Origin of the sequence: Rhizobium sp. NLR10b, assembly GCF_019685435.1 — a bacterium.
GTDB lineage: Bacteria > Pseudomonadota > Alphaproteobacteria > Rhizobiales > Rhizobiaceae > Rhizobium.
Window position 1 is genome coordinate 148,523 of sequence record NZ_JABDWV010000008.1, and the last position, 18,136, is coordinate 166,658.

The following is an 18,136-nucleotide window of genomic DNA, read 5'->3' on the forward strand; positions in this document are numbered from 1 at the left end:
TCGTCCCTGGCCGAGTCAAGCGGCAGCGCCGGTTCCGTTCAATCGATCTCCTCGGGGATGAAACCGCCGGTCTGGCGTTTCCACAGGCGGGCGAACAGGCCGTCCTGCTCGACCAGTTTCTCCGGGCTGCCCTCTTCGACGATGCCGCCGTGGTCGAGCACGACGATCCGGTCCATCCTGGCGATCGTCGACAGGCGGTGGGCGATGGCGATCACCGTCTTTCCCTCCATGACGAGGTTCAACCGGTCCTGGATAGCGGCTTCGGATTCGCTGTCGAGCGCCGAGGTCGCCTCGTCGAGGACCAGGATCGGCGCATTCTTCAGGAGCACGCGGGCGATTGCGACGCGCTGGCGCTGGCCGCCCGACAGTTTGATGCCGCGATCGCCGACGAAGGCATCGTAGCCCTTGCGGCCTTCGCTGTCGGCAAGATCGGCGATGAAGGCATCGGCGCTCGCCATCTTCGCCACCCGCTCGATCTCTTCCCGCGTCGCCTCCGGCCGCCCGTAACGGATATTGTCGCCGACCGAGCGATGCAGCAGCGCGACATCCTGGGCGATGACGCCGATCGCCCGGCGAAGGCTCGCTTGGGTGACCGCGCGGATATCCTGCGCATCGATCAGGATCGCGCCCTCGTTGATGTCGTAGAATCGCAGGAGCAGATTTGCCAGCGTCGTCTTGCCGGCGCCTGACAGACCGACGAGACCGACCTTCTCGCCTGGCCGGATCGTCAGCGACAGATTGTCGATGACGGGTTTGCCGGACTTGTAGGCGAAGCGGACGCTTTCGAAGCGGATTTTGCCTTGTTGCACCGTGAGGTTGGTCGCATCCGGCCGGTCGATGATTGTGGGTGGCGTCGTCATGACAGGCATGGCGTCCTTGATCGTGCCGATCGCCTGGAAGATCTGCTGGCCCATCTGCAGGAAGACGAAGATCTGCGACGACAGCCGGTGGAGGATATAGATCGCCCCGACGAACTCGCCGACCGTGAGGAAGCCTTTGACGAGGCCGGAAAATCCGATCGCCAGCATGCTCAGCCACAGCAGCGTATTGAAAATGACGACGGTCACTTCCGACGAGCGGTAGATGCGCTGTTCGCTGTGCTGCGTCTGCACCGCCTTGCCGATGATGCGGCGGATGGCGCCCGCCTCGCTGTCTTCGGCCGCAAACTGCTTGATCATCTGCATGTTGGTATAGAGATCGGTGATGGCGCCGGCGACCAGGCTGCGCTGCTTGGCGGTGCGGCGCGAGCGCTCGACGAAGACGGGCACGATCTTGGCGGTGAAGGCGACGTTGAGCGCGATCCAGACGACGACCGGCAGCGCAAGCTGCCAGGCAAGCGCGCTCAGCAGGATCACCGAGCCCACCAGCTGCATCAGGAAGCGCGGAATGGACTGGAAAGCGGCGAGGATCTGCTGCTGAACGGCGGACGAGACCTGCTGCAGCCGCGAGGAAACCTGGCCGGCATAGACATCGTGGAAGAAGGCGAGATCCTGCCGCTCCACCGCCTTGTGCCCCTGCCACTGGATGGCGGCCGGCATTGCTATGCCCAATGTGTGCGAGTTCAGCGTGTTGAGCATGAAGGACACGATCGGCATTACGGGAAAGATCAGGAGGCCGAGAACGGTCAGCAGCCGCCATTCACTCTGCAGGAAGGCGGCAGCACCCAGCTCAGTCACACCGTCAACGATGACCGAAAGCCCCCAGACGATCGTCAGGTTGATCACCTCGAACACCATGGAGCAAAGCGCCAGCACAATCAGCACGCCACGAAACATGCCGATGAAATGCAGGAGCACCGTCACCGGCCCTTTCGACGGCAGCGGCCGGTAGGGTATGTCCAGCGGCCGGATCAGGGTTTCGAAAGGACGATAGATCGCATCTGAAATCGACATGGGCCGCTCGGGTTCAAATATCGGAAGGAGAGCGCGGACTCAGGGCTTCGCAGGTACGATAGGACCATCTCGCGCCTGCAATCTCAACTAGAATTTTGCTGAATGTCTGGAAACGGGAGGCTGTGGAAATGGATAAAGTGAGCGGTGGAAGGGTGGCAGATATGCCTTCCCTCGGAATGAACCCCGCCGAAGCGGGGTTCATTGAGCAGGCAAGCCGCTCAGTTGTTATGCGCTGCGCAGGCTTCGTCCATCGGCGTGGCGTTGCTCGTGCCGCCCTGTGTCTGGAGATTGGCGGAGTTGTTGACCGGGTTCGGGCACTTGGTCTTGTCCATTTTCATCGTGCCGCTGGTCGTTGAGCCGGTCGTGGTGGTATCAGTGGCCATCGGCTTCTTGGCCTTCGTGTCGGTCGTGGCGCCGCCGCCCTGATCGGCCTGGTTCTTGTCGATTGTGGCGCCGGCCGGTGCCGGGTTGGACTGGGCGAAAGCCGACGTGGCCATGCCGAGAGCGAAAAGTGAAGCTGCTACGAGTTTCATACGCATTCTATTGTCCTCCTTGGGGATCTTTGCATGCTAGGCCTATTCACAACCTCGCCGGCAGATCATTGTTCCGCTTCCGTGGAAGACAAATGCATCCATAGGCCTGCGACCCGGATTGCAGGCAGCAAGCGGGAGGATGAGCGGCAGACCGCTCCACGGGTTGATTTCTTCGACCAGCAGAAGCAGCAGCGTCTGAATGCCTAATCTGGCGCCCCGCTGGGCGCGGACGGCTCAGATCCTTCGGTCGAACAGCACCAGCGACTGGGCGTCCTTCAAGCGGAACATCTGGGCGGGCCGGTTGCTCGCCCGGCGCATCTCGCCTTCGACCGGCTCCAGGAAATCGGCCTCCGCCATGCGCTTTCGAAAAGCCGATTTGTCCAGCTTGCGGCCGAGAAGGGTTTCGTAGACCGATTGCAGCTCGCTTAATGTGAAACGGACAGGCAGCAGATGGCCGGGCAGGCTCGAATATTCGACCTTGCTGCGGATGCGGCCGAGCGCCTCCTTGAGGAGGGACGCATGGTCGAAGGCAAGGGACAAGCCGACGCCCTCGCCCTCGACCGGCCGCCATTCGGCCTCCTCGGCCAGCGCATCCTGCCGTTCGGCGACGTCGTCGGCCGAAAGCAGCGCGATATAGACGATGCTGATGCTCCAGCCCCTCGGGTCTCGATCGCGGTTCCCCGTCGTTTGCAGCTGTTCGAGATAGGGTGTTTCGACGCCGGTCTTTTCCTTCAGAACCCGCCGCGCCGCGCCCTCCAGATCCGCATCCTCGTCGATATGGATCCAGCCGCCAGGCAGGGCCCAGTCGCCGGTGAAGGGCGCGTTCGCGCGTCGCACCAGAAGCACGGAGAGGCCCGCCGGCGACAGCGAGAAGATGGCGAGATCGACGGTGGCGATAGGTTTGAAGGCGTCATTATCGTGTGTCGTCATGATGGGAACATAGCAGGTGTGAGCCTTAGTGTAAATCTTCAACTAAGTTAGTTGACATTTGTCACTAAGTCATGTTTCTCTTTTTCAACACGAGCGAGGGGCTCGCGCCAAGAACAGGAAAACGGATATGTTCGGACTGCGCTTCATCAAGACGGAACCCACGCAATACGTCATCCAATATCAGAACGGCAAGGCCGTCCGCGAGGGCGCCGGCCTCGCCTTCTGGCATTTCTCGCCTTCGAGCTCTCTCGTGCTCGTGCCGACGGCCAGCATCAACGATCCTTTCATCTTTCCTCTGGTGACATCAGACTTCCAGGAAGTGACGGTGCAGGGGCAGATCACCTACCGCATCGCCGAGCCGCGCCGCACGGCGGCACTTTTGAATTTCACGCTCGACCGCAGGGGCCACTATGTTTCGGAAGATCCGCAGAAGCTTTCGACCCGCGTGATCGACCGCGTCCAGGTGGCGATGCGAGCCGAGGTTCAGACGCTGTCGCTGAAGGAGGTTCTTGCTTCGGGCGAGGCGCTCGTCGCCGGCGTGGCCGACGCGCTCAAGGTGCATCCGACGGTCGAAGCGCTCGGCCTCGAAATCCTCGGCCTGTCGCTGCTCGCCGTCATGCCGAAGCCTGAAACCGCCAAGGCGCTGGAAGCACATGCCCGCGAAGCGCTGCTGCGCCAAGCCGACGAAGCCATCTATAGCAGGCGCAACGCCGCGATCGAGCAGGAGCGGACGATCAAGGAAAACGAGATCGCCACCGAGATCACCCTGGAGAACAAGAGGCGCCAAGTGCGCGAGGCCCAGATGGAGGCCGAACGCGCCGTGCAGGAGCGGCAGCTGCAGATCCGCCGGGAAGAAATGGCCGGCAAGATCGCGCTCGAAGAGCAGAACCGCGACCTGGTGACGCTGGCCGCGACCAATGCGCGGGCCGAGGCCGACGCCCAGGCCTATGCGCTGACGGCGATGATGAAATCCTTCGAGCAAGCTGATCCGAAAGTGCTGCAGGCACTCGCCTCGGTCCGCATGCAGCCGGGCCAGCTCATGGCGCTCGCCTTCCGCGACCTTGCCGACAATGCGACGAAGATCGGCCAGCTGAATGTCTCGCCCGATCTTCTCAGGGAGATCTTGCAGCCGCAGGAGGGCAAGGACCGTGCCGGCCTCTGACGAACGCAAGATCATCCTGGTCGTCAGGCCGACCCGGCTTGACGAACTCATCGCCCGCTACAACACGGTGCAGCAGGCGCAGTTCTATGTCGAACATCTCGGCGCCGACTTCAGCGACTATCTCGCCGAGAAGAAGCGCTACGAAACTGCTATATCAGAGGTGGAAGCAAGCCTGCGCGCCGTCGCCCGCGTCCAGCGTCTCGACCGCCGCTACCTCGCGAGCTTCGTCTTCGGCCCCGACGATGTCGTCGTCGTGCTCGGCCAGGACGGCCTCGTCGCCAACACGCTCAAATATCTCGACCGCCAGCCGGTCCTCGGCGTCAACCCCGATCCCAAGCGCTGGGACGGTCTGCTGCTGCCCTTCAACCCGAAGAGCCTTCCGAAAGTGATCGGCGAGGCGCTGAAAGACAAGCGGCCGATCAAACATGTCAGCATGGCCAAGGCTACGCTCAACACCGGCGCCGTCGTCCACGCGGTCAACGACCTCTTCATCGGCCCGAAAAGCCATGTCTCGGCGCGCTATATCCTGCAGGCCGAAGAGCGCGAAGAACGCCAGTCCTCGAGCGGCATCATTGTCTCGACCGGCATGGGCTCGACCGGCTGGCTGAAGAGCCTCTATTCCGGCTGGCTCGGAGCCGCGAGCGCACTCGGCCTCGAACCCGCCGACCGAGAGATCGACATGTCCTTCGCTTGGGATGCGGACTATCTGCGCTACTTCGTGCGCGAACCCTTCCCGAGCCGCACCACCGGCACCACCATCGTCGCCGGTCTCGTCTCTAAGGACCAGCCGCTCACCATCGTCTCCGAGATGCCGGAACACGGCGTGATTTTCAGCGACGGCATCGAGGCGGATTTTCTGGAGTTCAACGCCGGAACGCGGGCGGAGGTGACGCTGGCCGAGCGACAGGGGATGCTGGTGGTATGAGGGACGGGCTTGCGCTCCGAACGATCCGGGGGGCGAGCTATCTGGCATATGCAGATATTTTGTCGGAGGCTGGGTTCCAACCCGTCGTCTGCGCGATACTCAAGACATGATTGTGAATGGCCGCTGCGCTCGCTTCCGCCGTCTTTGAGGTGACATCCAAAGTCAGCGTGAACGGGTGCTGAGGGTCGAGGACCTGGGCTCGTCTGCTTCTCTCTCTGGCAACCTGCACGTCAATCGACTTCAACCGCTCGCGACGCGCCGGTGTGGCAACGCGCCGCGCCAACTCTTCCTCGTCGCAGAGCAATCTCACAGGCACCAGCAGCGCTTCGCGTTGTTGCGCCGCGCCGGCAATCTGCTGAAAGGTGCGATTGCTACGCTCATCACCTTCTATGCCGGCATGTGTGAAAATGAAATTCGCCGTGGGAGGGCCATAGGCGACGATCGCATCCAGGACGACTTGCCGGACCCTTCCGGTATATTCCCATATTCCATTCGGGAGGGGCGTCGCTCCATCGTCATCGAGCAGCCGCAGTATCGGGTTGTTGAACCAATGATTATCAATGACCTTCGCATCCAGCAGCGGGCTTAACTCTCTCGCAATCGTCAGCTTTCCGACGCCAGGAAAGCCCAAGAGGAGAATGAATACGCTCATAGCGACGTTAGCTCCACTAACTCTCGAGCCCGGCATAGTGGGACAATAGTCAGCCTGCGCGGTTTTACGAACCATCGGCGCAACATTTGCGCCCCTGATGCCGAAAGCGTCAAGGCGCTGTTGGCGGCCACAGTGCCTTGTCGATAGAAATAAGGTATTGTTTTCGTTTGGATGGATTCGATTGCGGAAACAATATCGCCATTCGCTTCCGTCACTTGTCGTGGGTGTCGATAATGAGCGATGCTGGATTGCCCGTTACAAGTGCGAAGATGATGCTTGAATTGTTCCTTTCGCCATCAGCTAGCGTGGCGCCCATAGCTGACGCGACTGCGCGTGGGTGCTTCTTCCGCTCTGTCCTGGGAAGCGCCTCGACCGCGTCTCCGGGTTGATTTGTTCACCTGCCGGACTATTCGTTACCGGCCGCGGCCGCTAGCGAAGCCAGTCCGCGTTGCGCATGCTTCATCCCATCCGGCAGTTGAAACCAATCATGTCTCGATTCCTCGTAGACGGAAACCAGGGGCGGCGGAAATGCCGGGTCTGCGAAGGCACCGACGGCGACGACGCAGAGTTCCGGGTTGAAATCGCCTTCCCAGTAGAGAGACGTGCCGCAGTTCGGGCAGAAATGAAATCGAACCTTGCGCCCCTGCGCGGCGTCACGCTCGAAGACCTTCCGCTCTCCTTCGACCGTTACCTCTGTCTTCGTGAAGATCGCACCGCTGCTCGCCACGGCGCCGGTTCTGCGCTGGCAATCGCGACAGTGGCAGACGCTCACCATGAGCGGATCGCCTGATGTCTTTGCGCGGAGTGACCCGCAATGGCATTGCGCAAGTCTATTCATCTGTCACCTCGGTTGTTCCTGTTGATCTCGTTCGGTGTTTCTGGTGAGAAGAGTTGGAAGATATCGCACCGGCACTCGAGATGCGTCTGAAGAGCATGGGTGCACCTTGCGCCGGGTAACGACAAGGATGAGGCTCTCTTGGGGGCGGCGTGCCGTGTGGCACCCCCTCTGTCCTGCCGGCCACCTCCCCCACAAGGGTGGAGATTGGCAGGTGGTCTGAACGTCGCTCCCTCTCAGGCGGCAGCGACAATCACACTACTTTAGTTGTTTGGGGAAGCCGTCACGCCCAGCCGATCTCCACCATTTGGGGAGATGGCCGGCAGGCCAGAGGGGTGCCCCACGGCATGGCCATCCACTCTCATCCCGAAATGCGCACCCCGTCGCACGACCCCACTATACAGCAACGGCAACGTACAAGGGCGGTGGAGGATGTCGCGGCTTGGAGGTATCGGCATGGCTGGAATGTCCGTTGGCGAGCGCCGCAGCCGACGAGAGGTGTTGGAAAAACGCGCCCGAGGGCCTCAAAGGACGCGGCGAGTGTTCGGTGTCAAAGTGAAAGAAGCCCGGCGCGGGAGAGAGGGCGCCGGGCTTCGATAGTGACCGACAGCATGGGAGGAGGAGTGCTGTCTATCGGGCCGAAGCAGCTAGGAGGGGCAGCGCTTCGGCTCGTCACGAGGTAGTGCCGCAATGCGGCGAATTCAAGCCAAGGGCTGAGTCAATATCGTACAGATGATGTTGCAGGCACGGCGCCGTGTCGGGCTTGGGCACGGCGTTGTCCGCGGACAACGTGCCGAGGTGCCTGCCTAGATTCAATAGCACCGCACGAACGAGGCTCGCCATGTGGCCTGGGATCATCAGCCGATTAGACGAGCCTATCCGCTTCGGCTCGCGAGTTGCTGATCTCAATTTGCGTCGCTCCGGCGGCTTCGAGAATTGCAGGATCTCCCAAAAGGCGTTGGGAGGAGCGGTGCCGAAATCGATGTTGGTGCAGTCTGGCTGAAGCAGCATCGAATGGATCGCGGCGGATACGTCCGCGGCCGGGGCATGCCGTTCATCCCCGCAACCACAATCGAAACCATCTGGAGAGATCGTCATACGGCAGTTGTTCAAGGTTATGCCGGATCAAGACACCGTCCCCCATCAAGTGCTCGATCAGGAAAGACGAATTGCCGAATGTGGCTCTGACGGCGTCAAAGGACATGGCTTGCTCTCCTCGCTCAGCTGCAACTTTATCTCGGTTACTCCCTGAACACAGTTCGCCAGGTGTTTTTGAGTGAAGTTGCGAAATTGAGCGCGGATGCGAGAGACGAGGGCAGCAAGATCCATGCAGCGAAACTGCCGGAATGCCGGCTTGATGGCAAGTGTGTCCTTTATCTGAAACAGAGCCTTTGCTCGCCATCGGCATGACTCGGCACGATCCAGCTGATCTCGAAGCGATTGCTCCGTTGTCCGCGGACAACGGCCGACTGGGCGACTATCCCAATTGGTGAGGCAATGGGCAGTTGGCGTGGGTGACTTGCCTCACTGTCGATCCCATATCCTGAGCAAGAAGCGTCCGCAGGTTAAGGTCTCAACCTGGAAGCCCATTCGAACCTGCTGCCGGGTTGAAGGGCGAGTGGAGTTTCTCGACGACCATGTTCACCAAGGTCGAAGCGTAATTGGCAGACTTCGGCCAGGGACATTGGATCGCCATATGCTGAACCCATCCATCAGGTTCTCGCCTGCGAATATCGCCGCTCTGAAGAAGGCTCTGCGGAGCCAGTATCCTCACATCAAGTCGTCGCACCTCAATGAGGCGATCGCCGCATCGTTCGGGTTCAAATCCTATGCCGCCATGCATCCGGCGCTGTATCAGCTCGTCGCCTATGCCGGGCTGGTCGTCGAGAGCGATCATCTGCTGCTTCTGCTTCGTTTGGAGGAGCTTGGGTATCGAAACATCGCCCCGGAGCCGTTGCGTCGTCTCGTCTGGAATATCGAATTTCCCGATGACCGGTACGACAGCAAAACCGGACATGTTGTCCAGCGCGCAGGAGGCCGACGGCGGCCAATGCGGGGTAGCTCGCGCATCGATCGCCAAGCCGCCGACCGTCCGTTGGGCGGCAGAGACGTCGTTGGCGGCCTTGGCGCCTTGCTTCCCTCATGTCGTTATCTCGGAACGGCTGCACATTTCCGGGCGATACGCATTGGAGGCGGCCAAGGGGACGCCGGGGAAATTGCGGATGCTTCAATGACTGGCGTCCAAAGCAAGCACTGTGAAGCCAATCTTTTCCCGGGATAAAGGTCGCGGCTATTGCTGCCGGTTGCCGCTGGCGCTATTGTTTATGGGGCATTGTCGTGCAGCGTCTCTACGCTGCGGATTGCCGGTCGCAGCTGCCTGGCAGGCGCCGGATTTAAACGGTGGCAGGCGGAATTCAGGTCTGCGGCGTGTCAATTCGCCGTCCCCAAGGTCTTAAAATCGCCGCTACTGGGCGCGCGCGAAATCATCCGTACCGCACTAACGAAACTAAACTCGCGATTCGCTTCCGTAGTGGAGCGCGGTTCCAATAAGATCAGTGGCTTGTAGGTCGCGCGGCTGGCGCCGGATCTTCGCTCAAGCGCGCCATTGGCCGCCGCGATCCCCCTCCCCCGCCCCGGGTTTCCGCAGGAAAGCATCAGCTTGCATCCTTTAGCGGCACCCGGCGTTATCCCCGAAGCAAATCGGAGGATAGGGTAATGGCTGATGGGCTCCACCTCAAGAGATATCCGCTCGCTGCGGCGATGATGGTGGCTGCGGTCGGGGCGTTCGTGCTGGTTCAGACAAGGCAGCGCGGTTCGCTCACCCCGCCTGCGGCCGCCGGCTGGTCGGGTGATGATCATGGGCGCAGCGCGGCGACGCCGGAGGCTATTCCGATGAGCGGTCTTCGCGATGTGTTCTGGCGCCTCTTCCATGAGGTCCTTGACGACCGGGTCACCCTCATTGCCGCGGGCGTCACCTTCTATCTGCTCCTGGCCCTGTTTCCTGCTCTGGCGGCCTTGGTCTCGCTGTACGGCCTGATCGCCGATCCCGTCACCATCTCCGAACATCTGCGCGAACTGGCTGTCCTCCTGCCGCCCGGCGCCTTCGATCTGCTTGCCGATCAGATCAAGGCGCTGGTCGAAAACCGCGAGAGCACGCTCGGCATAACCTTTTTCGTCGGTCTCGGTATTGCGCTCTGGAGCACCCATAGTGGCACGCTGGCGATCTTCGACGCGATGAACGTCGCCTATGAGGAGAGGGAGAAACGCAGCCTCGTGCGGCTGAACCTGATCGGCCTCTGCTTCACGCTATGCGCGATGCTCTTCGCCGTCATCATGGTGGTGCTCGTCGGTGTAATGCCGGTCGTGCTCTCCTATCTCTGGCTCGATCAGTTCAAGGAGCAGATGGCGCTTCTCCTGAGATGGCCGCTGCTTCTCTCCGTCGTCGCCGTGGCCGTGACACTGGTCTATCGCTTCGGTCCGAGCCGCGAACCGGCGAGAATACGGTGGATGACCTGGGGCGCAGCCTTGACCGCCGCGGCCTGGGCCGCCATGTCGCTCGGCTTCTCCTTCTATCTCGAGCATTTCGCCAATTACAACGCGACCTACGGCACCCTCGGCGCACTGATCGGGTTCCTCATCTGGATCTGGCTTTCCGTCGTCATTCTCATCGTCGGCGCGGAGCTCAATGCCGAGCTGGAGCATCAGACGGCGCGGGACACGACGACGGGCCACCCGTTGCCGATGGGCGCGCGCGGCGCCTATGTCGCCGATACCCTGGGCGAGATCGTGAGCTGAGCGTCTGAGCATGAGGCGAAAAGCGTGAGCGGTTTTTCGGACGACATCATGCTCCCCTGTTAATAGAGCAGTCTCGATGACTGCTCCTCGAATTGATGTATCCTGTCCTTCGGCAGGTTCGACAGAGGAGACGATCATGACCGCCCCGCATCCTTCCAAAACCCATATCGGCAATCATGCGCTGCATCCCGAAACGCAGATGCTGAACTACGGCTACGATCCCGAGCTTTCGGAAGGGGCAGTCAAGCCGCCGGTGTTCCTGACCTCGACCTTCGTCTTCAACTCCGCCGAAGATGGCAAGGATTTCTTCGACTATGTCTCCGGCCGTCGCGAGCCGCCGGCAGGCAAGGGCGCCGGCCTCGTCTATTCGCGCTTCAATCATCCCAACAGCGAGATCGTCGAAGACAGGCTCGCCGTTTATGAGCGGACGGAAAGCGGCGCGCTATTTTCCTCGGGCATGGCGGCGATCGCCACCACGCTCTTCGCCTTCGTCCGGCCGGGCGATGCGATCCTGCATTCGCAGCCGCTCTATGGCGGCACGGAAACCTTGCTGGCGAAGACCTTCCTCAATTTCGGGGTCGCCGCGGTTGGCTTTGCCGATGGCGTCAGCGAGGCCTCGGTGCAGAAGGCGGCGGATGAGGCGGTCGGCAAGGGCCGCGTGTCCGTGATCCTGATCGAGACGCCGGCCAATCCGACAAACAGCCTCGTCGACGTCGCGATGATCCGGCGCGTGGCTGATGCGATCGGCGCAAGGCAGGGGCATGTGCCGGTCGTCGTCTGCGACAACACGCTGCTCGGGCCGGTCTTCCAGCGGCCGATCGAGCATGGCGCCGATATCTCTCTCTATTCGCTGACCAAATATGTCGGCGGCCATTCTGATCTGATTGCCGGCGCCGTCCTCGGGCGGAAGGCTGTCATCAAGCAGGTCAAGGCGCTGCGCGGGGCGATCGGCACGCAGCTCGATCCGCATTCCTGCTGGATGCTCGGCCGATCGCTGGAAACGCTGCAACTGCGCATGGAGCGGGCGAACAGCAATGCGCGCGCCGTCGCCGATTTCCTGCGTGATCACCCGAAGGTCGAGAAGGTCCACTATCTCCCCTACCACGATACAGACTCGCCTGCGGGCCGCACCTTCGCCGCCCAGTGCACCGGCGCCGGCTCGACCTTCTCCTTCGATATCCGCGGCGGCCAGCCGGCCTCTTTCAAATTCCTGAACGCGCTGCAGGTCTTCAAGCTCGCCGTCAGCCTCGGCGGCACCGAGTCGCTCGCGAGCCACCCCGCCGCCATGACGCATTCCGGCGTGCCCGCCGATGTCAGGGAGCGCATCGGCGTGCTGGAATCGACAATCCGGCTGTCGATCGGCATCGAGCATCCGGACGATCTGATCGCCGATCTGGAATTGGCGCTGCAGGCTGTTTGACACGGCGGCGCAACCGATGCCCGGCGGCGCCGGGCATCGGTTGCGCGTTATTTGTCGTCGGTCGTCAGTTCCGTCTCGTCGGTGTTGAGCACGAACACCGCAAGCAGGCGCGCCGGCTTTGTCTTGCTGGCGTTCTTGCTGACGGCGTGGTGATCGCCGGGAAATTCGGGAAAGCTCTCGCCGGCCTTGTAGGTCTTCTCCGGCCCGTCATTCACCTTGCTGGTGATCGCCCCTTCGAGAACGGTGGCGTATATGAAGGCCGACTTCGGGTGCGTATGGCCGGGCGACTGGCCCCCCGGCTCATATTCCACCAGCACGGCCTTCATGCTCTTGCCGGGAACATTGGGCAGCTTCTGCTCAAAGACGACGGTCACCTTGGCTTTGCCGCCAGCGGCGTCAGCCTGAGTGCCGGCGGCAAGGACAAGCGCAATGGCCGCGGCCGAGATGATTTTCCTGAGCATGTCTGGTCTCCTCCGATGATGGGAATAGCTCGACAGGTGACGCTTCGCCGTCAGGCGCTCTTCTTCTGAAGCAACTGTTGGCTCAGCCAGTCGTCGAAGCGGATCTTGCCGAGCCGGGCATTCGGACCGGTGACGAGCGAAGTGTCGTCGAGTTCGACGCCGAAATAGCGGGCGTGCGGATCCGTCATCACCTGCCGCGGATCGTGCGTCGCCTTGAAGAGACGCGTCACGATATCGGTCAGGCGGATCTTCTCGGGCCCGCCGATCTCGATCGTGCCGTTGAGCGGTGCAGCGAGCGCCACCTCCGCCATGACGTCGGCGACATCGTCCGAGGCGATCGGCTGCAGATAGGCCGGCGACAGATGCACGGTCTGGCCGACCGTGTTCGACTGGGCGATGCCGGCCATGAACTCATGAAACTGGGTGGAGTGGACGATGGTGTAGGGAATGCCGGAGCCCTTGATCAGCTGCTCCTGGGCCATCTTGGCGCGCATGTAACCGCTGCCCTGCAGCCGCTCCATGCCGACGATCGACAGCGCGATGTGATGCTTCACGCCGGCCGCAGCCCCCGCCTTCAGCAGGTTACGGCCCGAGGTCTGGAAGAATTCGAGCACGGCCTTGTCTTCGAAGGAAGGCGAGTTGGCGAGATCGAGCACCACCTGCGCCCCGGCAAGCGCTTCGGCGACGCCCTTGCCGGTGATCGTGTCGACGCCCGAATTCGGCGAGGCCGCCAAAACGTCATGTCCTTTCTTGCGCAATCTTTCCACGGTCTTCGAGCCGATGAGGCCAGTGCCGCCGATAACGACGATTTTCATGGTAATCTCCCTGGTCCTTTACGAGGAATGTCCTCTGTTGATTTTAAGATGAGCTGCAAACTGCCTCTTCAGTAGGGCAGGCGACTTGATCGGCATGAGAACAATCGCCGAGCGGATTCCCGGCGCGGCCGACCACAGCCGACGGCAGGAGAATGCGCCGGATCGGGGGCTCGAACCATTCTCTCTCGGTCGCTGCCGTCCTATGCCAAGGCAGTAGCGCACCTCACCTGTGGTCGAGGTGTCCCGTCGGAACAGACAAGGCTGGTTTCATCCGGTCTCGGCCGGACGTGCCGTCGGTGCAGATAACAGAAACTGAGGAATGTCATCACGATCGCGCAAGCCGCCTTCGATTCCGTCGCGACGGAGACGAAGGCGCTCAAGCGCTGGGTTCGTACCAGGGGTCGGAGAGGCACTTTGCAATCGTTGATGAAGGGCGCCGTCGTCAGGACGCCCGGGCGGTGTCCCAATCCGGCGGCCCGCGAAATTCGATACCGTAGCGTCCCGCAAGCTGCAGCAACCGATCCATGTGTTCCGGTAGGCGCGGAGCCTGCACAGCGGCCTCGATGAAGAATTCTTCCAGCCCGCCCGGTGTCAGGACGGTGAGGTTGCGTCCCGGAGACGCGCTCGCCACCCGAAAAGTATGCGGCACGCCTCGTGGCAGGAAGATTGATCTGCTCGCGGCAACCGGGATGATCGCGCCGTTCAGCCAGAATTCATAGGCGCCCTCGATGACGTGGATCACCTCATCCTCATTGTGATGGATGTGGACGGGCGGCCCCCCGCCCGCCGGCACGGTGCTTTCGAAAACTCCGACAATTCCGCCGCTCTCAATCCTTCCCACATTGATGGTGTAGGCGGTGCCCAGCCAGGTTATGGTCCGACTGATGCGCCCAACGACGTTCATCGCAATTTCCTTCCAAGGTTGAATGGAATAGAGTTTTATACTGCTGTCCAAAACTATCGCCGGAAGCGGCAGCGCGGAAATTGAATGATCGTATAAGGGATATTGAGCCCGTGAATTTCTCAGCCCTCGATCTCAATCTATTGCGTGTATTCGACGCCATGATGGCGGAGCTCTCGACGGTGCGAGCTGGCGAGCGTGTCGGCTTGTCCCAGCCGGCCGTGAGTTCGGCGTTGGGCAGACTGCGCGCCCTCTTGGACGACGAATTGTTCGTCCGGGAAGGCAATCAGATGATGCCGACAGCGCGGGCGCTTGAGCTGCGTGAACCGATAAGACAAGCATTGGCCGGCATGGAAGAGGCGTTGGCGACGAATGCTGCATTCGACCCTGCCACGTCTACCCGATCCTTCATGTTGATCGGATCGGACTATTTTTCCTCGCTGTTGATGCCGCCCCTCGCTGCGCGCGTCGCCAAAGCGGCGCCGTCCACCACCCTGCAGATGATCGATCATGCTTCATCCGAAGTCTTCGAGATGTTGCGTGACGGCCGAGCTGACATTGTTATTGATCGATCGCTCGAACCGCCTGAATGGGTTGTCAGCCGCAAGATGTTCCAATCATGGTTGGTATGCATTGCGAAGCGAGGACATCCGCTCCTTGCCAATCATGGCATTTGTCCAGGAGAAGTCATACCGGCGGACGTATTCTGCGCTGTTCCCCACGTTCTGCGCTCCGCCGATGGCAGCAAGACGGGGACGATTGATCCCGCCCTTGCACGCCTGGGCCTTGCCAGGCGTGTCATGGTCACGGTACCGCATTTCCAGGCGGTCGCTCTTACCGTCGAAGCGAGCGAAATGCTGGGGAGCATTCCGGTTCATTTCGCTCGCATGTTGACCGGCCGGCTGATGCTTGATGTGTTCATGCCTCCGGTGGATTCGCCGAAAATGGACGTGACCATGTATTGGCTTCGTCGTTTCGATCGCGATCCCGGCAGTGTGTGGCTCCGGGATCAGATCGCGCAGGCCCTCGCCGCGCCGGCGCCGCCTTGGTTTCCGATATGACCGAGCCAGATCAGAAGAGGATCGAAGCCGGCAGCGCACCTGCCTGAATGGCTGTCTTCTCAGAATAGCCTGACCGCCTCGAACAGCGCCGTCAGTCCTATGCCGCCGCCGATGCCGATCATGGCGAGACCGGTCGCGCCGAGCGACCAGTCATTCCCGCGCACCAGCTGACTATATAGCCGGCTAACAAGAATCGCGCCAGAGGCTCCGAACGGATGGCCGAGCGCCAGGGCGCCGCCATCCTTGTTGACCGCGTCGGCTGATATATCCAGCTGATCGAGTGAAGCCAGGACCTGCGCGGCGAAAGCCTCGTTGAATTCGATCGCATCGATCGTGGAAAGCGAGAAGCCGGGCTGGCGCTGCAGAAGCTTATCCGTCGAGGCGACCGGGCCGATGCCGAGCAGGTTAGGGTCGACGCCGGCGGCGGCGCTGTCGATGAAGGCGAGGCCTTTTTCGATGCCCATGCTTTTCGCCATGCCGCGGTTCATGACGAGCACCAGGCAGGCGCCGTCATTCAGCGGGCAGGCATTGCCTGCCGTCACCGAACCGTCGGCCAGGAAGACGGGCCGGAGTTTTGCCAGTGCTTCAATCGACGTCGTGGGTCGCGGGCATTCGTCCCGTTCCACCAGTCCGTGGCCGGTGGCGATCTCTACGATCTCGGGCCGGAAGCGGCCCGCTTCGGCGGCTGCGACGGCGAGCCTGTGGCTGCGAAGGGCGAATTCATCCTGCCGCTGGCGCGATATGCCGAATTGGCGCGCGACGTTTTCGGCGGCAATGCCCATTTCGGGATCACCGATCGCCTCGGGGGAGAAGCGTGCGCGGCCGTAAAAGCGCGGCAGGGCGCCATTGGCTTTCGGTCTTTCGACGCGCCATGGCGCGGTGCTGACGCTTTCGACGCCCCCGGCAAGGAAACACGAACCGGCCTTCGCCTGGATCAGCCGGGCGGCCAGGATGATCGCTTCCAGACCGGAACCACATTGCCGGTCGATGGCGACACCGGGAACCTCCATGGGCAGGCCTGCGTTGAGCGCCGCCAGTCGGCCGATATTGCCGCCGCCGCCGGTGGCATTGCCGACCAGCACGTCGTCGATGGCGTCGGGCGCAACGCCCGTTTCTGCAAGGATGCGGCGGATGATGGGCGCAGCCAAGTCTTCGGCTGCAACCGTCGAAAGCGAGCCGAAGGCCCGGCCGATCGGCGTGCGGTAGGCGGCGACCACGACCGGCTGCCAATCCTCGTCAGGCTGATAGGCGTAGGACAAGACCATCTCCCGAAATCACCGATGCCTCTACCTGCCCGCGCGCGATCTTGCCGCTGCTCGTCATCGGCCAAGAGCCGATATGGTAGAACTGCTTGGGGACCTTGAACCTTGCAAGCCTGCCTGCGCAATGCTCGGCAAGCATTTTCGCATCCGTCGCCTCGCCCGAGACGATGGCGACGATCCTTTGGCCGTAATAGGCATCCGGCACCCCGAAGACGACGGCATCTTCGACGCCGGGGCAGGTTTTGAGCGCGCTCTCGACTTCGGCGGGATAGACGTTGTTGCCGCCCGATATCATCATGCCGCCCGCCCGGCCGATCACCCGCAGCATGCCGTTTTCATCGATCTCGCCGAGATCGCCGACGGTAGCACCCGCCGGCGTGACCCGGAACGCCTGGCCGTCGTCGCCCCAGAGATAGCCGTCGGCGATCAGGTCGCTGTTGACGAAGATGGTGCCGGGCACATCGGCGCCGACATCGTTTTCCCCAGAGTCGCGGATGGAAATTTCGACGCCGGGATAGGCTCGTCCGACCCGGTCGATCGGAAAATCGGGTACGCCGCCGACAAGTGTCGAGACCGTCATGAAGCCGATTTCGGATGCGCCGTAATATTCCCGGATGCGCGCCTTCGGAAAGAGGCGGCGCATGGATTCGACCTCGTTGAGATTGAGCTTGGCGCCGGCCGTCAGCACGTCACGCAAGGACGCCATCGGCTCACCCGCCCATGCCCGGGCGATGCCCGCTATATGGGTGGGCACGGCGACCAGACGTTCGATCCCGGAAGACAGAATCTTCGCGACCGCTCCGGCATCCCATTTCCCCACCGAATGGAAGGTCGCTCCGGCATCGAGCGCCTCGACCAGGGCATAAAGCGCGAGCCCGTGCGCGAGAGCTCCCGGGCACAGGGTCGAGGGCGCGTCCTGGAGTTCGAAAACGATCCGTCCCCGGTCGAGGCTCCGGCGCCACTGTTCGCGCGAGCGGTAATAGGCCTTCGGCTCGGCTGTCGTACCCGAGGTAAAACCGATCAGGAAGATGCCGTCGGCATCGGCTGGAAGGTCGTCTCCCGTCGATGTGAGATCGAAGGGCTCGGCTCCGGCGACGATGACGGGAATGCCGAGCCTGCGGCCGATCTCGGCGCTCGGGCTCGCAGCGTCGTCGACGACGAGCACGTCGGGCGCCAGGCGCTCGACGATACGCTCGATTCTGTCTTCCGGCATCACCGGATCGATGACGGCGCAGGCATTCGCCAGCGCGGTGGAGGCGACGAAATACTCGGCAAAGCCGATGTGATTGCCGAGGCTGACCGCTACAAGCTTCTCGACGCCGGGCAGATCGAATGAACGGCCGTTCGAGCGCGGAAGCGCTTGGAGGAACCGGTAGATCGCGCCGGCGCGGCCATAGAGTTCGCCATAGCTCAAGGCGCGGCCGTCGATCACGACCGCCGCCTTCTCCGGTTTCTCCGTGGCGTGTCGAATAAGCGCTCTATGGATCGGCAT

At 61.9% G+C, this 18,136-nt stretch carries 17 protein-coding genes; 6 read left to right on the forward strand and 11 right to left on the reverse strand.

What is annotated here, in order from left to right; translation table 11 throughout:
* Positions 1–38: 38 nt before the first annotated feature.
* From HJB91_RS15360 to HJB91_RS15370, 3 genes are all read right to left on the reverse strand, one after another.
* On the reverse strand, positions 39–1,892 hold the full coding sequence (locus HJB91_RS15360; protein WP_221155245.1) for an ABC transporter ATP-binding protein: 1,854 nt from the start codon (positions 1,890–1,892) through the stop codon (positions 39–41).
* Between the two features lie 218 nt (positions 1,893–2,110).
* Positions 2,111–2,431: a hypothetical protein gene (locus HJB91_RS15365; protein ID WP_085781329.1), complete on the reverse strand. Its 321-nt coding sequence runs from the start codon at positions 2,429–2,431 to the stop codon at positions 2,111–2,113.
* Positions 2,432–2,659: 228 nt separating this feature from the next.
* Positions 2,660–3,355 (reverse strand): NrtR DNA-binding winged helix domain-containing protein, encoded by a 696-nt coding sequence (locus HJB91_RS15370; protein WP_221155246.1) that lies wholly within the window; start codon positions 3,353–3,355, stop codon positions 2,660–2,662.
* Between the two features lie 127 nt (positions 3,356–3,482).
* Here HJB91_RS15370 and HJB91_RS15375 point away from each other — a divergent pair, with 127 nt between their 5' ends.
* Together HJB91_RS15375 and HJB91_RS15380 are read left to right on the forward strand one after the other, a co-directional pair.
* Entirely contained in the window at positions 3,483–4,517 is a 1,035-nt protein-coding gene (locus tag HJB91_RS15375; protein ID WP_221155248.1) for an SPFH domain-containing protein, read from the forward strand.
* On the forward strand, positions 4,504–5,442 hold the full coding sequence (locus HJB91_RS15380) for a sugar kinase (protein ID WP_221155249.1): 939 nt from the start codon (positions 4,504–4,506) through the stop codon (positions 5,440–5,442). The genes HJB91_RS15375 and HJB91_RS15380 overlap by 14 nt, the downstream gene beginning before the upstream one ends.
* Positions 5,443–5,479: 37 nt before the next feature.
* On the opposite strand, the gene HJB91_RS15385 is transcribed toward HJB91_RS15380, so the two are convergent.
* The 3 genes from HJB91_RS15385 to HJB91_RS15395 form a co-directional block, all read right to left on the reverse strand.
* The gene (locus HJB91_RS15385) at positions 5,480–6,094 is read right to left on the reverse strand and encodes an AAA family ATPase (protein ID WP_210632063.1); all 615 of its coding nucleotides are present in this window, start codon (positions 6,092–6,094) and stop codon (positions 5,480–5,482) included.
* Positions 6,095–6,500: 406 nt separating this feature from the next.
* On the reverse strand, positions 6,501–6,932 hold the full coding sequence (locus HJB91_RS15390) for a GFA family protein (RefSeq protein ID WP_210632064.1): 432 nt from the start codon (positions 6,930–6,932) through the stop codon (positions 6,501–6,503).
* A 669-nt stretch (positions 6,933–7,601) separates the two neighbouring features.
* A complete protein-coding gene (locus HJB91_RS15395; RefSeq protein WP_221155250.1) occupies positions 7,602–8,027 on the reverse strand; it encodes a hypothetical protein in 426 nt (141 codons plus the stop codon).
* Between the two features lie 598 nt (positions 8,028–8,625).
* Between HJB91_RS15395 and HJB91_RS30720 the strand changes: the two genes are divergently transcribed.
* From HJB91_RS30720 to HJB91_RS15410, 3 genes are all read left to right on the forward strand, one after another.
* On the forward strand, positions 8,626–9,210 hold the full coding sequence (locus tag HJB91_RS30720; protein WP_259672820.1) for a hypothetical protein: 585 nt from the start codon (positions 8,626–8,628) through the stop codon (positions 9,208–9,210).
* Between the two features lie 434 nt (positions 9,211–9,644).
* Positions 9,645–10,724 (forward strand): YihY/virulence factor BrkB family protein, encoded by a 1,080-nt coding sequence (locus tag HJB91_RS15405; protein ID WP_210632066.1) that lies wholly within the window; start codon positions 9,645–9,647, stop codon positions 10,722–10,724.
* 136 nt (positions 10,725–10,860) lie between these two features.
* Positions 10,861–12,144: a cystathionine gamma-synthase family protein gene (locus tag HJB91_RS15410; RefSeq protein WP_221147080.1), complete on the forward strand. Its 1,284-nt coding sequence runs from the start codon at positions 10,861–10,863 to the stop codon at positions 12,142–12,144.
* 47 nt (positions 12,145–12,191) lie between these two features.
* Here HJB91_RS15410 and HJB91_RS15415 read toward each other — a convergent pair whose 3' ends face one another.
* The 3 genes from HJB91_RS15415 to HJB91_RS15425 form a co-directional block, all read right to left on the reverse strand.
* Entirely contained in the window at positions 12,192–12,605 is a 414-nt protein-coding gene (locus HJB91_RS15415; protein ID WP_210632068.1) for a cupin domain-containing protein, read from the reverse strand.
* A 50-nt stretch (positions 12,606–12,655) separates the two neighbouring features.
* Positions 12,656–13,420: an SDR family oxidoreductase gene (locus HJB91_RS15420; protein ID WP_221155251.1), complete on the reverse strand. Its 765-nt coding sequence runs from the start codon at positions 13,418–13,420 to the stop codon at positions 12,656–12,658.
* Positions 13,421–13,862: 442 nt separating this feature from the next.
* Positions 13,863–14,324, reverse strand: a complete 462-nt coding sequence (locus HJB91_RS15425) for a cupin domain-containing protein (RefSeq protein WP_221155252.1) — start codon at positions 14,322–14,324, stop codon at positions 13,863–13,865.
* A gap of 110 nt (positions 14,325–14,434) precedes the next feature.
* On the opposite strand from HJB91_RS15425, the gene HJB91_RS15430 reads away from it, so the two are divergent.
* On the forward strand, positions 14,435–15,382 hold the full coding sequence (locus tag HJB91_RS15430) for a LysR family transcriptional regulator (protein ID WP_221147082.1): 948 nt from the start codon (positions 14,435–14,437) through the stop codon (positions 15,380–15,382).
* 59 nt (positions 15,383–15,441) lie between these two features.
* On the opposite strand, the gene HJB91_RS15435 is transcribed toward HJB91_RS15430, so the two are convergent.
* Together HJB91_RS15435 and HJB91_RS15440 are read right to left on the reverse strand one after the other, a co-directional pair.
* Complete coding sequence (locus HJB91_RS15435; protein ID WP_210632072.1) at positions 15,442–16,641, reverse strand: thiolase family protein; 1,200 nt, start codon at positions 16,639–16,641, stop codon at positions 15,442–15,444.
* A complete protein-coding gene (locus HJB91_RS15440) occupies positions 16,619–18,136 on the reverse strand; it encodes a class I adenylate-forming enzyme family protein (RefSeq protein ID WP_221155253.1) in 1,518 nt (505 codons plus the stop codon). The genes HJB91_RS15435 and HJB91_RS15440 overlap by 23 nt, the downstream gene beginning before the upstream one ends.

Excerpts from the sequence above, each read along its gene's own strand:
- HJB91_RS15425 (WP_221155252.1), bottom strand. The coding sequence starts at position 14,324 with ATGAACGTCGTTGGGCGCATCAGTCGGACCATAACCTGGCTGGGCACC.
- HJB91_RS15390 (WP_210632064.1), bottom strand. The coding sequence starts at position 6,932 with ATGAATAGACTTGCGCAATGCCATTGCGGGTCACTCCGCGCAAAGACA.
- HJB91_RS15395 (WP_221155250.1), bottom strand. The coding sequence starts at position 8,027 with ATGACGATCTCTCCAGATGGTTTCGATTGTGGTTGCGGGGATGAACGG.
- HJB91_RS15375 (WP_221155248.1), top strand. The coding sequence starts at position 3,483 with ATGTTCGGACTGCGCTTCATCAAGACGGAACCCACGCAATACGTCATC.
- HJB91_RS15360 (WP_221155245.1), bottom strand. The coding sequence starts at position 1,892 with ATGTCGATTTCAGATGCGATCTATCGTCCTTTCGAAACCCTGATCCGG.
- HJB91_RS15405 (WP_210632066.1), top strand. The coding sequence starts at position 9,645 with ATGGCTGATGGGCTCCACCTCAAGAGATATCCGCTCGCTGCGGCGATG.
- HJB91_RS15440 (WP_221155253.1), bottom strand. The coding sequence starts at position 18,136 with ATGCCGATCCATAGAGCGCTTATTCGACACGCCACGGAGAAACCGGAG.
- HJB91_RS15415 (WP_210632068.1), bottom strand. The coding sequence starts at position 12,605 with ATGCTCAGGAAAATCATCTCGGCCGCGGCCATTGCGCTTGTCCTTGCC.
- HJB91_RS30720 (WP_259672820.1), top strand. The coding sequence starts at position 8,626 with ATGCTGAACCCATCCATCAGGTTCTCGCCTGCGAATATCGCCGCTCTG.
- HJB91_RS15365 (WP_085781329.1), bottom strand. The coding sequence starts at position 2,431 with ATGCGTATGAAACTCGTAGCAGCTTCACTTTTCGCTCTCGGCATGGCC.
- HJB91_RS15385 (WP_210632063.1), bottom strand. The coding sequence starts at position 6,094 with ATGAGCGTATTCATTCTCCTCTTGGGCTTTCCTGGCGTCGGAAAGCTG.
- HJB91_RS15410 (WP_221147080.1), top strand. The coding sequence starts at position 10,861 with ATGACCGCCCCGCATCCTTCCAAAACCCATATCGGCAATCATGCGCTG.
- HJB91_RS15420 (WP_221155251.1), bottom strand. The coding sequence starts at position 13,420 with ATGAAAATCGTCGTTATCGGCGGCACTGGCCTCATCGGCTCGAAGACC.
- HJB91_RS15370 (WP_221155246.1), bottom strand. The coding sequence starts at position 3,355 with ATGACGACACACGATAATGACGCCTTCAAACCTATCGCCACCGTCGAT.